Origin of the sequence: Streptomyces sp. NPDC096152, assembly GCF_044763235.1 — a bacterium.
Taxonomy (GTDB): domain Bacteria; phylum Actinomycetota; class Actinomycetes; order Streptomycetales; family Streptomycetaceae; genus Streptomyces.
Genome location: NZ_JBIWFW010000008.1, coordinates 196,035 through 209,832 on the forward strand (window position 1 = coordinate 196,035; position 13,798 = coordinate 209,832).

The window sequence follows — 13,798 nt, forward strand, 5'->3', positions numbered from 1 at the left end:
GGCGGCTCCGTCGGGGTGGAGCCGCCCCCTTCCGCACGGCCGGCCCCCCGTGCGGTGGGGGCCCGGCCGGCTGGTCCCGTCGTCGACGGGGCCGTCGTCCGCTCGACGGTCACTTCCCGTCGAGCAGGTCCTGTACCTTCGCCCGCACCTCGTCCGTGGCCAGGCCGCGGATCGTCAGCGTGGTACGGCGGCGCAGCACGTCGTCCTGCGTCTCGGCCCACTCGTGGTCGCGGGCCCAGACCACCTGTGCCCAGATCTCCGGCGCGTCCGGGTGGACCCGCTCGCCCAGCTCCGGGTTCTCGTTGGCCAGCCGGGCGATGTCGAAGGCGAGCGAACCGTAGTGCGTGGCCAGGTGCCGGGCGGTGTCGGGGGCCATGCGCGGACCGGGCGCCGGGCGGTCCACCAGCAGCCGGTGCGCGACCGCGCGCGGGTTGGCGATGCCCGGCAGCGGCAGCTTCTTCGGCAGCGAGGAGATCGGCTCGAAGTCCTCGCCGAGCGGGCGGCCCGGCAGCGACTCCAGCTTCTGCATCACCGTACGGCCGATGTGGCGGAAGGTGGTCCACTTGCCGCCCGCGACGGACAGCATCCCGCCCCTGCCCTCGGTCACCACGGTCTCGCGCTTGGCCTTGGCGGTGTCGCCGGGACCGCCCGGCAGCACCCGCAGCCCGGCGAAGGCGTAGGTGATCAGGTCACGGTCGAGCTGCTGGTCGCGGATGGAGAACGCGGCCTCGTCGAGTATCTGGGCGATGTCCTTGTCGTTGACCGCGACATCGGCCGGGTCGCCCTCGAACTCCTCGTCGGTCGTGCCGAGCAGCAGCATGTCCTCCCAGGGGAGGGCGAAGGTGATCCGGTACTTGTCGATCGGCGTGGCCAGCGCGGCCTTCCACGGGGAGGTGCGCTTCAGGACCAGATGCGCGCCCTTCGACAGCCGGATCGACGGCGCGGCACCGGGGTCCTCCATCCGGCGCAGGTGGTCGACCCACGGGCCGGTCGCGTTGAGCACCAGGCGGGCGGCGACCCCGAACTCGTCGCCCGACAGCCGGTCCTTGAGTTCGGCGCCGGTGACCCGGCCCTGGGTGAACCGCAGGCCGGTGACCTCGGCGTGGTTGAGGACGACCGCGCCCGCCTCGACGGCCGCGCGGACCGTCATCAGCGCCATGCGCGCGTCGTTCATCTGGTCGTCGCCGTAGACCGCGACGGCCTTGAGGTTCTCGGTGCGCAGCTCGGGCACGTCCTGCGCGGCCTTCGACGGGCTCAGCAGGTGGCCGACGCCGTCGCCGAAGGCGGACAGCGCGGAGTAGGCGAAGACGCCCGCGCCGAGCTTCGCCGCGCCGTGCGGCCCGCCCTTGTACACGGGGAGGTAGAACGTGAGCGGGTTCGCCAGGTGGGGGGCCACCTGGCGGGAGACCGCACGGCGCTCGAAGTGGTTCTCCGCCACCAGCTTCACCGCGCCGGTCTGCAGGTAGCGCAGACCGCCGTGGAGGAGCTTGGAGGAGGCGGAGGAGGTGGCGCCGGCGAAGTCGCCGGCGTCGACCAGAGCCACCCTGAGGCCGGACTGCGCGGCGTGCCAGGCGGTGGAGATGCCCAGGATGCCGCCGCCGATCACGAGGAGGTCGTACGTCGCCTTCGAGAGCTGCTCCCGGGTCTCGGCCCGGCTCGGGTGGGAGCCGGAGGCCGGGTGCGTTCCCAGGGCAGGCACGGACTGCAGGGTGGACTGACTGGTCATGCGGTTTCTTACTCCTCGTCCTCGAGCCAGCCCATGGTCCGCTCGACGGCCTTGAGCCAGCTCTTGTACTCACGGTCGCGGATGTCCGCGTCCATGCGGGGGGTCCACTCGGCGGCCCGCCGCCAGTTGGCGCGCAGGTCGTCGGTGCTGTTCCAGAAGCCGACGGCCAGGCCGGCGGCGTAGGCGGCGCCGAGGCAGGTGGTCTCGGCGACCATCGGGCGCACCACGGGCGCGTCCAGGAAGTCCGAGAGCGTCTGCATCAGCAGGTTGTTGGAGGTCATGCCGCCGTCGACCTTGAGGGCGGTCAGCTCCACGCCGGAGTCCTTGGTCATGGCGTCCGCGATCTCCCGCGTCTGCCAGGCCGTGGCCTCCAGGACGGCGCGCGCGAGGTGCGCCTTGGTCACGTACCTCGTCAGGCCCGCGATCACACCGCGGGCGTCGGAGCGCCAGTACGGGGCGAACAGGCCGGAGAAGGCCGGCACGAAGTAGGCCCCTCCGTTGTCCTCGACCGAGAGCGCGAGCGTCTCGATCTCGGCGGCGGTGGAGATCAGGCCCATCTGGTCGCGCATCCACTGCACCAGGGAGCCGGTGACGGCGATCGAGCCCTCCAGGGCGTAGACCGTGTCCTGGTCGCCGATCTTGTAGCCGACGGTGGTCAGCAGCCCGCTGTAGGAGTTGATGATCTTGTCGCCGGTGTTCATCACCATGAAGGTGCCGGTGCCGTAGGTCGACTTGGTCTCGCCCTCGGAGAAGCAGGTCTGGCCGAACAGGGCCGCCTGCTGGTCGCCGAGCGCCGAGGCGACCGGGATGCCGCCGAGCAGGTCGCCCAGCTTGCCGCCCGTGATCTCGCCGTAGACCTCGGCGGAGGAGCGGATCTCGGGCAGGATCTGGGTCGGCACGCCGATCGACTCGGCGATCTTGGCGTCCCACTCCATGGTGTGCAGGTTCATCAGGAGGGTGCGGGAGGCGTTGGTGACGTCGGTGACGTGCCGTCCGCCGTCGACGCCGCCGGTCAGGTTCCAGATGACCCAGGTGTCCATGGTGCCGAAGAGGATGTCGCCCGCCTCGGCGCGCTCGCGCAGGCCGTCGACGTTGTCGAGCAGCCAGCGGGCCTTCGGGCCGGCGAAGTACGACGCCAGCGGGAGGCCGGTCTCGCGGCGGAAACGGTCCTGCCCGACGTTGCGGCCGAGCTCCCGGCACAGGGCGTCGGTGCGGGTGTCCTGCCAGACGATGGCGTTGTGGACCGGCTCACCGGTGTTCCTGTCCCACAGCACGGTGGTCTCGCGCTGGTTGGTGATGCCGATGGCCTTGATGTCGTCGCGGGTGATGCCGGCCTTCTCGATGGCTCCGGCGACGACCTCCTGGACGTTGGTCCAGATCTCGGTGGCATCGTGCTCGACCCAGCCCGGCTTGGGGAAGATCTGCTCGTGCTCCTTCTGGTCGACGGAGACGATACGGCCGTCCCGGTCGAAGACGATGCAGCGGGAGGAGGTGGTGCCCTGGTCGATGGCGGCGATGAAGGGGCCGGCGTGGGCGTCGGTCACTGTGTGCTCCTGAGGGTTCCGTGGTCAAGGGGGCGGTACGTACGCGTGCTGATAAGCCCGGTGCTCGGGAGAGCCATGCGTGCCTATGCGAATGCGACGTTGTAGATACCCGCGGCGAGCGCGCCGCCGATCAGCGGACCGGCCACCGGGATCCAGGCGTAGCGCCAGTCGGAGCCGCCCTTGTTGGGCAGGGGCAGAAGGGCGTGCACGATACGCGGGCCGAGGTCACGGGCCGGGTTGATCGCGTAGCCCGTCGGGCCGCCGAGCGAGAGGCCGATGCCGACGACCACCAGCGAGGTGATCAGCGCGCCCAGCGTGCCGAGGCCGTTGCCCTTGTCGTTCAGGCCCTGGGTGAGGACGGCGAGCACGAGAACGATGGTGCCGATGATCTCCGTGGCCAGGTTCTGCGCCACGTTGCGGATCTCGGGACCGGTGGAGAAGACGCCGAGCACGGGACCCGCGCCCGCCTCCTGGGCCTCGACCGCCTTGGCGGTGGTGGCCTGCGCGCCAGGACCGCCGACGATGTCCTTGTCGGTGAGGTGGGCGTGGAACTGGCCGTAGTAGGCGAGCCAGACCAGGGCCGCACCGATCATGGCGCCGAGGAGCTGTCCCGCCCAGTAGGTGGGGACGTTGCTCCAGTCGCCGTCCTTGATCGCGAGTGCGAGGGTCACCGCCGGGTTGAGGTGGGCGCCGGACAGCGGCGCCGCGGTGTAGACGGCGGTGAGCACGGCGAAGCCCCACCCGAAGGTGATGGCGAGCCAGCCGGCGTTGCGTGCCTTGGAGGCCTTGAGCGTCACGGCGGCGCAGACGCCGCCGCCGAGCAGGATGAGTATGGCGGTACCGATGGTCTCGCCGATGAAGATGTCGGAGCTGGACACCCGCGACTCCTTTGTCCTTCGTCCAGGGGTAGCCGAACCCCGGGTCCCTCCGGGGGTCTGGCGCCCTCAGGGGGTGAGAGCGGAATCGGCCACTGGCACTGCCACACTCTAGCGCTTATTGCCGTTAGGTGTTCGGCAATGCCGACCGATGGACGGGAGTCTTGCTTCGGCTTCACCTGGGCGTCAAGAGTTCTGTTGCCGGTAGCCCGATCGTTACTGATCGCCTGCCGGCGCCGACCCGGCCCGCGGAAACCTGCTGGTCGTGCCCCATGACGCCAAGGTCCGTTCCTTCCTGGTCGGTCATGTGGGATCGCGAGCGGTTCTGCGTGGAATCCGACGTCGGTGCGGGGGCGTGCGAGGGGCGTGCGGAGGCCGTCCGGGCGCGGGGGCGCGGGCGCACGGACACGCCGCGGGCCGGAACGCCGTTCGGCGTTCCGGTCGTTTTCCCGCGTGGCTCAGAACCGCCCGGCGCCCAGGTCCCGCGACACCGAGCGGGCGCAGTCCCGTACCGCCGCGACCAGTTCCTGGCGCAGCTCACCGTCCCGGCACACGCGCTCCACGGCGCCGGTGATGCCGACCGCGCCCACCGGCATCCGCCGCCGGTCGTGGACGGGCGCCGCGATGGAGGCGACGCCCTCCCAGGTCTCCTCGACGTCGGCCGCGTAGCCCCGGGCGCGCGTGAGGTCGAGGATGTGCTCGAACCCCTCCAGGTCGCACACGGTCCGGTCGGTGAACGCCTTGCGGTCGGCCTCGAGCGCCTCGCTGTGCGCGACCGGGTCGTACGCCGACACCACCTTGCCGAGCGCAGTGGAGTGCAGCGGCTGCATGGCCCCGATCTCCAGGACCTGCCGGCTGTCGTCCGGGCGGAAGACGTGGTGCACGATCAGCACGCCCTGCTGGTGCAGCACGCCCAGATAGACGCTCTCCCCGCTGGAGCGGGCGAGGTCGTCCGTCCACACCAGGGCGCGGGCCCGCAGCTCGTGCACGTCGAGGTAGGTGGTGCCCAGGCGCAGCAGTTCCGCGCCCAGCTGGTAGCGCCCGGAGGCGTCGTCCTGCTCGACGAAGCCCTCGTGCTGGAGGGTGCGGAGTATGCCGTGGGCGGTGCCTTTGGCCAGGCCCAGTGACGAGGCGATGTCCGACAGTCCGAGTCGCCGCTCGCCGCCCGCGAGCAGTCGCAGCATCGCGGCCGCCCGTTCGAGCGACTGGATGTTCCGTGCCATCGCCGTCCTGCCTCCGTCCCCTTGAACCGCCGGCGGCGATGGGGGCGCCACCGTTCGGCAATGCCGAACACTACCGGTCCATGGCGACTCCCCGCTAATGGTCGGTCGACACCTGTTACACCTCACGACGTCCGGATGTCACGACAGACCCCTCCCGACCACGCGACGACGGCGCTCCCGGCCCCCGGACCGGGCCCTTCTCGGCCACGGGCCTCCCGGCCGGGTCCGTCCCGGGTCGTGGACGCCCTGACCGTCGGTGCGCGGTCCCGGCTACCCTGGCCGCGTGCGCCCGCCACGGGAAGCTCCGCGCGGAGTCCCCGGGGGAAGGCGCAAAGCCGACAGCCGTCGCACCACAGGGAGCCCCTACATGGCCTCGTTGCCGCCGACCCCTTCCGCCGACAGCCGGACCCGTGTGTCCGCCCTCCGCGAGGCACTCGCCACCCGTGTGGTGGTAGCCGACGGAGCGATGGGCACCATGCTCCAGGCACAGGAGCCCACACTCGAGGACTTCGAGAACCTCGAAGGCTGCAACGAGATCCTGAACGTCACCCGGCCCGACATCGTCCGTTCGGTCCACGAGGCCTACTTCGCGGCCGACGTCGACTGTGTGGAGACCAACACCTTCGGCGCCAACCACACCGCGGCCGCCGAGTACGAGATCTCCGGCCGGGTGCACGAGCTGTCCGAGGCCGGCGCCCGGATCGCCCGCGAGGTGGCGGACGAGTACACCGACCGGGACGGCCGCGTCCGCTGGGTGCTGGGCTCCATCGGCCCCGGCACCAAGCTGCCGACCCTCGGCCACGTCGGCTACACCACGATCCGCGACGGCTACCAGGCCAACGCCGAGGGCCTGCTCGCCGGCGGCGCCGACGCGCTGATCGTGGAGACCACCCAGGACCTGCTCCAGACGAAGGCCTCGATCCTGGGCGCCCGGCGCGCCATGGAGGCCACCGGCACCGACGTGCCCCTGCTGTGCTCGATGGCGTTCGAGACGACCGGCACCATGCTGCTCGGCTCCGAGATCGGCGCCGCGCTCACCGCGCTGGAGCCGCTCGGCATCGACATGATCGGCCTGAACTGCTCCACCGGCCCGGCCGAGATGAGCGAGCACCTGCGCTACCTCACCCGGCACTCGCGCATCCCGCTGCTGTGCATGCCGAACGCCGGCCTGCCGGTCCTCACCAAGGACGGCGCCCACTTCCCGCTCGGCCCGGAGGGCCTGGCCGACGCGCAGGAGAACTTCGTCCGCGACTACGGCCTGTCCCTGATCGGCGGCTGCTGCGGCACCACGCCCGAGCACCTGCGCCAGGTGGTGGAGCGGGTCCGCGGCCTCACCCCGCCCGCGCGCGACCCGCGCCCCGAGCCCGGTGCCGCCTCGCTCTACCAGACGGTCCCCTTCCGCCAGGACACCTCCTACCTGGCCATCGGCGAGCGCACCAACGCCAACGGCTCCAAGAAGTTCCGCGAGGCCATGCTGGAGGGCCGCTGGGACGACTGCGTGGAGACGGCCCGCGAGCAGATCCGCGAGGGCGCGCACATGCTCGACCTGTGCGTGGACTACGTGGGCCGGGACGGCGTCGCCGACATGGCCGAACTGGCCGGCCGCTTCGCCACCGCCTCCACACTGCCGATCGTGCTGGACTCCACCGAGGTCGACGTCATCGAGGCGGGCCTGGAGAAGCTCGGCGGCCGCGCCGTGATCAACTCGGTGAACTACGAGGACGGCGACGGCCCCGAGTCCCGGTTCGCCCGGGTCACCGCGCTGGCCCGGGAGCACGGCGCCGCGCTGATCGCGCTGACCATCGACGAGGAGGGCCAGGCCCGCACCGCCGAGAAGAAGGTGGAGATCGCCGAGCGGCTGATCGCCGACCTGACCGGCAACTGGGGCATCCACGAGGAGGACATCCTCGTCGACTGCCTGACCTTCACCATCTGCACCGGCCAGGAGGAGTCCCGCAAGGACGGCGCCGCCACCATCGAGGGCATCCGCGAGCTGAAGCGGCGCCACCCGAAGGTGCAGACCACGCTCGGCCTGTCCAACATCTCCTTCGGCCTCAACCCGGCGGCCCGCATCCTGCTCAACTCCGTCTTCCTGGACGAGTGCGTCAAGGCCGGCCTGGACTCGGCGATCGTGCACGCCAGCAAGATCCTGCCGATCGCCCGCTTCGACGAGGAGCAGGTCACCACCGCCCTGGACCTGATTCACGACCGTCGCCGCGAGGGCTACGACCCGCTGCAGAAGCTGATGGCGCTGTTCGAGGGCGCCACCGCCAAGTCCCTCAAGGCGGGCAGGGCCGAGGAACTGGCCGCGCTGCCGCTGGAGGAGCGCCTGAAGCGGCGCATCATCGACGGCGAGCGCAACGGCCTGGACGCCGACCTCGACGAGGCCCTGACCACCCGCAAGGCCCTCGACATCGTCAACGACACCCTGCTCGACGGCATGAAGGTGGTCGGCGAGCTGTTCGGCTCCGGCCAGATGCAGCTGCCGTTCGTGCTCCAGTCCGCCGAGGTGATGAAGGCCGCCGTGGCCCACCTCGAACCGCACATGGAGAAGACCGACGAGGCCGGCAAGGGCACCATCGTGCTGGCCACCGTGCGCGGCGACGTCCACGACATCGGCAAGAACCTCGTCGACATCATCCTGTCCAACAACGGCTACAACGTCGTCAACCTCGGCATCAAGCAGCCGGTCTCCGCGATCCTGGAGGCGGCCGAAGAGCACCGCGCCGACGTCATCGGCATGTCCGGGCTCCTGGTCAAGTCCACGGTGATCATGAAGGAGAACCTGGAGGAGCTGAACCAGCGCGGGCTGGCGGCCGACTACCCGGTCATCCTCGGCGGCGCCGCGCTGACCCGGGCCTACGTCGAGCAGGACCTGCACGAGCTGTACGAGGGCGAGGTCCGCTACGCCCGCGACGCCTTCGAGGGCCTGCGCCTGATGGACGCCCTCATCGGCGTGAAGCGGGGCGTGCCCGGGGCCAAGCTGCCCGAGCTGCGGCAGCGCCGGGTGCGGGCGGCGGCCGTCGAGATCGAGGAGCGCCCCCAGGAGGGCCACGTGCGCTCCGACGTCGCCACCGACAACCCGGTGCCCGAGCCGCCCTTCTGGGGCACCCGCGTGATCAAGGGCATCCCGCTCAAGGAGTACGCGTCCTGGCTGGACGAGGACGCCCTGTTCAAGGGCCAGTGGGGCCTGAAGCAGGCCCGCACCGGCGACGGCCCGACCTACGAGGAACTCGTCGAGACCGAGGGCCGGCCCCGGCTCCGCGGCCTGCTGGACCGGCTGCAGACCGAGAGCCTGCTTGAGGCCGCCGTCGTCCACGGCTACTTCCCGTGCGTGTCCAAGGACGACGACCTGATCGTCCTGGACGAGCAGGGCAACGAGCGCACCCGCTTCACCTTCCCGCGCCAGCGCCGCGGCCGCCGGCTGTGCCTGGCCGACTTCTTCCGCCCGGAGGAGTCCGGGCAGACGGACGTGGTCGGCTTCCAGGTCGTCACCGTCGGCTCCCGGATCGGCGAGGAGACCGCGCGGCTGTTCGCCGCCGACTCCTACCGTGAGTACCTGGAGCTGCACGGCCTGTCCGTGCAGCTCGCCGAGGCGCTCGCCGAGTACTGGCACGCGCGGGTGCGCGCCGAGCTGGGCTTCGCCGGGGAGGACCCGGGCGCCATGGAGGACATGTTCGCCCTCAAGTACCGCGGCGCCCGCTTCTCCCTCGGCTACGGCGCCTGCCCCGACCTGGAGGACCGGGCCAAGATCGCCGAGCTGCTCCAGCCGGAGCGCATCGGCGTCCGCCTGTCGGAGGAGTTCCAGCTGCACCCCGAGCAGTCCACCGACGCGATCGTGATCCACCACCCGGAGGCGAAGTACTTCAACGCCCGCTGACGTGCGCTTCCGCCGGGCGCCGCGCGCCCGGCGGCGGTCGTATGAGGCGTTTCGTCCGCCCACGACGTACACTGGTCGGTCCACTGCAGGCCGGTTCCCCGCACGGGAACCGGCCTGATCGTCCCTCAAGGAGGTGCGCCCGGATGACCAGCACGGTCCCCGCGCTCGGAACCCGTACGGCCGAAGGCTCCGCCCTTCAGGCAGTGCTCCTCGACATGGACGGCACCCTGGTGGACACCGAGGGCTTCTGGTGGGACGTCGAGGTCGAGGTCTTCGCCGCCCTGGGCCACACGCTCGACGAGTCCTGGAGACACGTCGTCGTCGGCGGCCCCATGACCCGCAGCGCCGGTTTCCTGATCGAGGCCACCGGCGCCGACATCACCCTCGCCGAGGTCACGGTGCTGCTGAACGCGGGCTTCGAGGAGCGCATCGGAAGCGCTCTGCCCCTGATGCCGGGCGCCGCCCGGCTCCTCGCCGAGCTGGCCGAGCAGGAGATCCCGACCGCCCTCGTCTCGGCCTCGCACCGGCGCATCATCGACCGGGTGCTCACCTCGCTCGGCCCGCAGCACTTCGCCCTGACGGTGGCCGGCGACGAGGTGGCACGCACCAAGCCGCACCCCGACCCCTATCTGCTGGCCGCCGCCGGCCTGGGCGCCGACCCCGCCCGGTGCGCGGTGGTCGAGGACACCGCGACCGGTGTCGCGGCGGCGGAGGCCGCCGGCTGCCACGTGGTCGCCGTTCCGTCCGTCGCCCCCATCGCCCCGGCCCACCGGCGCACAGTCGTTCCATCACTCGAACACGTGGATCTCGCATTTCTGCGCGGACTGATGACACAAATGCGCTGAACCGTTCACCGAGCGTGCACCGTGAATAGATCTATTACTTCCGGCCGCTCGGAAGAATGAATTAATACGTAACGGTGACTGAATTCCGTTGCGGCGCAAGCCGGTTGGAGGTGTGATGTTCGCCACCCGTGAAGGGGTCGACAGGAGAGCCGGGGTCTGCTCTCCACCCCCCTTCGGGCCGCTTTCGTGTGCCCTTGTGTCCCGATTGGTGGGACGCTGCACGAATCCTTCCGTGAGCCGTTTCTCCGCACCGTCCGCACCCGGTTCCACAGCGTGATGGTGTTTCAACTCCGGTCGCTGTGACCCTTCCTGCGGGGGCGGATTAATCTCAGCGCGAGAACATCGCCACTACCCCCGTGATCCGCCGCGACACCCCTGCATGCCGGATACACGGACTTGACGCCTGGAGAAACTCGAGCATGAACCGCAAGACTTTGGTGCTGCCGGCCGTCGCCGGTCTGCTGGCGCCGGTCCTCGCCGCCTGTGGCGGGTCCGACAGCGGCAGCAACAGCGGCGACGCCATAGTCGTCGGCACCACGGACCGGTTCACCGCCTCGAAGGACGCCCCCGCGCCCCTCGACCCGGCGTACGCCTACGACGTCGGCAGCTGGAACATCCTGCGCCAGACCGTGCAGACCCTGATGACCCAGCCCAAGGGCGACGGCGACCCGGTGCCCGAGGCCGCCGAGAAGTGCGGCTTCACCGACAGCGGCAACGAGCGCTACGCCTGCACCCTGCGCGACGGCCTGAAGTTCACCAACGGCGACCCGATCACCGCCTCCGACGTGAAGTTCTCCATCGACCGCGCCCTCGCCATCAAGGCCGACAGCGGCGTCGCCGGACTGCTGTCCACCGTCGACACCGTCGAGACCCAGGGCGACCGCGAGGTCATCTTCCACCTCAACACCGCCGACGCCACCTTCCCGTTCAAGCTGTCGACGCCGGTCGCGGGCATCGTCGACCCCAAGGACTACGAGAAGAACAAGCTGCGCGAGGGCTTCGCGGTGGACGGCTCCGGCCCGTACAGCCTCAAGGCCGACGTCAAGAACGGCGAGCTCGTCGACGCCGTCTTCACCAAGAACCCCAACTACAAGGGGACGCTGGAGCTCCACAACGACAAGGTGGAGATGCGCTCCTTCCCGGACGCCGACGCCATGGGCGCCGCGCTGGAGAAGGGGGACATCGACGTCATGACCCGCACGATGTCGCCGCAGCAGATCCAGAAGCTCGGCAACGCCGGCAGCGGCGGCGACGTCGACCTGGTCGAGATGCCCGGCCTGGAGATCCGCTACCTGGCCTTCAACACCGCCGCCCCGTCGGTGAAGAGCCGCGCCGTGCGCCAGGCGATCGCCCAGCTCGTCAACCGCAGCGAACTCGTCTCCAAGGTCTACGGCTCCCAGGCCGAGCCGCTGTACTCGCTGGTCCCGGCCACCGTCACCGGCCACTCCAACTCGTTCTTCAACAAGTACGGCGACCCCAGCGTCACCAAGGCCAAGGCGCTGCTCGCCAAGGCGGACATCACCACCCCGGTGAAGCTGACGCTGCACTACACGACCGACCACTACGGTCCGGCCACCAAGAAGGAGTTCCAGGTCCTTCAGCAGCAGCTCAACGCCAGCGGCCTGTTCGACGCCAAGATCCAGGGCACGCCCTGGGCGGCCTTCCGCCCGGCCGAGCAGAAGGGCTCCTACGAGGTCTACGGTATGGGCTGGTTCCCCGACTTCCCGGACGCGGACAACTACCTCGCGCCGTTCCTCGACAAGGACAACACCCTCAACTCGCCGTACGCCAACTCCGAGATCCGCAGCTCGCTGATCCCGCAGTCCCGCCGCGAGGCCGACCGGCTCTCCGCCGTCTCCAGCCTGACCTCCATCCAGGACATCGTCGCAGGTGACGTGCCGATGCTGCCGCTGTGGCAGGGCAAGCAGTACGTCGCGGCCCGGGACGACATCACCGGCACCGCGTACGCCATCAACTCCACCTCGACCCTTCAGCTGTGGGAGCTCGGCCGCGGTGTGAAAAGCTAACGGTTCTTGAGGGCCCGTCGGCACCGGGTCCTCGCCCGGGGGCACGGGACTGCATCCCGGGCTTCCCGAGAACCAAAGACAAGGCACATGCAGTGAACATGCGCAACCAGTGGCCGGTCCTGCCCATCGTGGCGGGACTGGCCTCCGGCCTTTTGACCGGATGCGGCACCGAGACCGGCGGATCGGAGAGCGACGGCTCCCGGCTCGTGGTGGGAATGTCCGACGACGTCCTGGCCACCGACCCGGCCTCCGGCTACGACCCCGGCTCGTGGCTGCTGTTCAACAACGTCTTCCAGTCGCTGCTGAGTTTCCCCAAGGGCGGCACGGAGCCGCAGCCGGAAGCGGCCGAGCAGTGCTCCTTCACCGACACCCGGGCCCAGGTCTACCGCTGCACCCTCAAGGACGGCCTGAAGTTCAGCAACGGCGACCCGCTCACCGCCGAGGACGTCAAGTTCTCCTTCGAGCGGATGCTGAAGATCAACGACCCGGCCGGTCCGGCGATCATGTTCCCCATGCTCGACAAGGTCCGCACCCCGGACGACAGGACCGTCGTCTTCCAGCTGAAGGTCCCCGACGCCACCTTCCCCAGCAAGATAGCCTCCGGCGCCGGCTCCATCGTCGACCACCGGCAGTACGACGCCGCCGGGCTGCGCAAGGACGAACAGGCCGTCGGCTCCGGCCCCTACAAGCTGGACACCTTCGGCAAGGACGAGGCCGTCTTCTCGGTCAACAAGAACTACCGGGGCACCGCCAGGACCAAGAACGCCGGCGTCACCCTGAAGTTCTTCCACGGCGACCAGACCGCCCTGAAGCGGGACCTGCTCGCCGGCAAGGTGGACATCGCCTACCGCGGCCTGACCGCGCGGGACATCAGCGGCATCGACCAGCAGGACGACAGCCAGGGCGTCGAGGTCGTCGAGGGCAGCAGCGCCGAGGTCCAGCACCTGGTCTTCAACATGGACGACCCGGTGGCCGGAAAGCTCGGCGTCCGCAAGGCCGTCGCCTACCTGCTCGACCGCGACGCCCTCATCAAGCAGGTCTACCAGGACACCGCCACCCCGCTGTACTCGATCATCCCGGCCGGCATCGCCGGCCACAACACGGCCTTCTTCGACACCTACGGCGCCCGCCCCTCCAAGGCCAGGGCCGCCGAGGCCCTGCGCGCCGACGGCATCACCGGCAAGGTGAAACTCACCCTCTGGTCCACCCCGTCCCGCTACGGCCCGGCCACCGACGAGGAACTGAGGGCCATCGCCGCCCAGCTCAACGCCAGCGGCCTGTTCCGGGCCGACGTGCGCTCCGTGCCCTTCGACCAGTACGAGAAGGACATCGCCAAGGGCAAGTACGGCGTCTACGTCAAGGGCTGGGTCCCGGACTACCCCGACGCCGACAACTTCACGGCCCCCTTCTTCGGCAAGGGCAACGTGCTCGGCAACCACTACGCCAACGACACCATCACCGGCACGCTCATCCCGCGCACCGCCGCCGAGAGCGACCGCGCCGCCACCGACGAGGAGTTCGGCCGGCTCCAGGACATCGTGGCCGCACAACTGCCCGTCCTGCCGGTGTGGCAGGCCAAGCAGTACGCGGTCGTCCGCGACGGCGTCTACGGCCTCGAGTACTGCCTGGACGCCTCGACCGTCTTCCGGTTCTGGGAACTCAGCAAGGGCTGACCCCG

8 protein-coding genes are annotated in these 13,798 nt (G+C 70.2%); 4 read left to right on the forward strand and 4 right to left on the reverse strand.

Features of this window, described 5'->3' with window-relative positions:
• Nucleotides 1-109 precede the first annotated feature (109 nt).
• From ACIQ9G_RS26765 to ACIQ9G_RS26780, 4 genes are all read right to left on the reverse strand, one after another.
• Entirely contained in the window at nt 110-1,726 is a 1,617-nt protein-coding gene (locus tag ACIQ9G_RS26765; RefSeq protein ID WP_392193658.1) for an FAD-dependent oxidoreductase, read from the reverse strand.
• Nucleotides 1,727-1,734: 8 nt separating this feature from the next.
• Nucleotides 1,735-3,270 (reverse strand): glycerol kinase GlpK, encoded by a 1,536-nt coding sequence (gene glpK / locus ACIQ9G_RS26770; protein ID WP_403614227.1) that lies wholly within the window; start codon nt 3,268-3,270, stop codon nt 1,735-1,737.
• A gap of 83 nt (nt 3,271-3,353) precedes the next feature.
• On the reverse strand, nt 3,354-4,148 hold the full coding sequence (locus ACIQ9G_RS26775; RefSeq protein WP_403614230.1) for an MIP/aquaporin family protein: 795 nt from the start codon (nt 4,146-4,148) through the stop codon (nt 3,354-3,356).
• A 455-nt stretch (nt 4,149-4,603) separates the two neighbouring features.
• Nucleotides 4,604-5,368, reverse strand: coding sequence for an IclR family transcriptional regulator (locus tag ACIQ9G_RS26780; protein ID WP_403614233.1), 765 nt, complete (start codon nt 5,366-5,368; stop codon nt 4,604-4,606).
• Nucleotides 5,369-5,735: 367 nt separating this feature from the next.
• On the opposite strand from ACIQ9G_RS26780, the gene metH reads away from it, so the two are divergent.
• From metH to ACIQ9G_RS26800, 4 genes are all read left to right on the forward strand, one after another.
• Entirely contained in the window at nt 5,736-9,248 is a 3,513-nt protein-coding gene (gene metH / locus ACIQ9G_RS26785) for a methionine synthase (protein WP_403614236.1), read from the forward strand.
• 143 nt (nt 9,249-9,391) lie between these two features.
• Nucleotides 9,392-10,093, forward strand: coding sequence for an HAD family hydrolase (locus ACIQ9G_RS26790; RefSeq protein ID WP_403614239.1), 702 nt, complete (start codon nt 9,392-9,394; stop codon nt 10,091-10,093).
• Between the two features lie 419 nt (nt 10,094-10,512).
• Nucleotides 10,513-12,120, forward strand: a complete 1,608-nt coding sequence (locus ACIQ9G_RS26795; protein WP_403614242.1) for an ABC transporter substrate-binding protein — start codon at nt 10,513-10,515, stop codon at nt 12,118-12,120.
• A gap of 92 nt (nt 12,121-12,212) precedes the next feature.
• Entirely contained in the window at nt 12,213-13,793 is a 1,581-nt protein-coding gene (locus ACIQ9G_RS26800; RefSeq protein WP_403614245.1) for an ABC transporter substrate-binding protein, read from the forward strand.
• Nucleotides 13,794-13,798 lie beyond the last annotated feature (5 nt).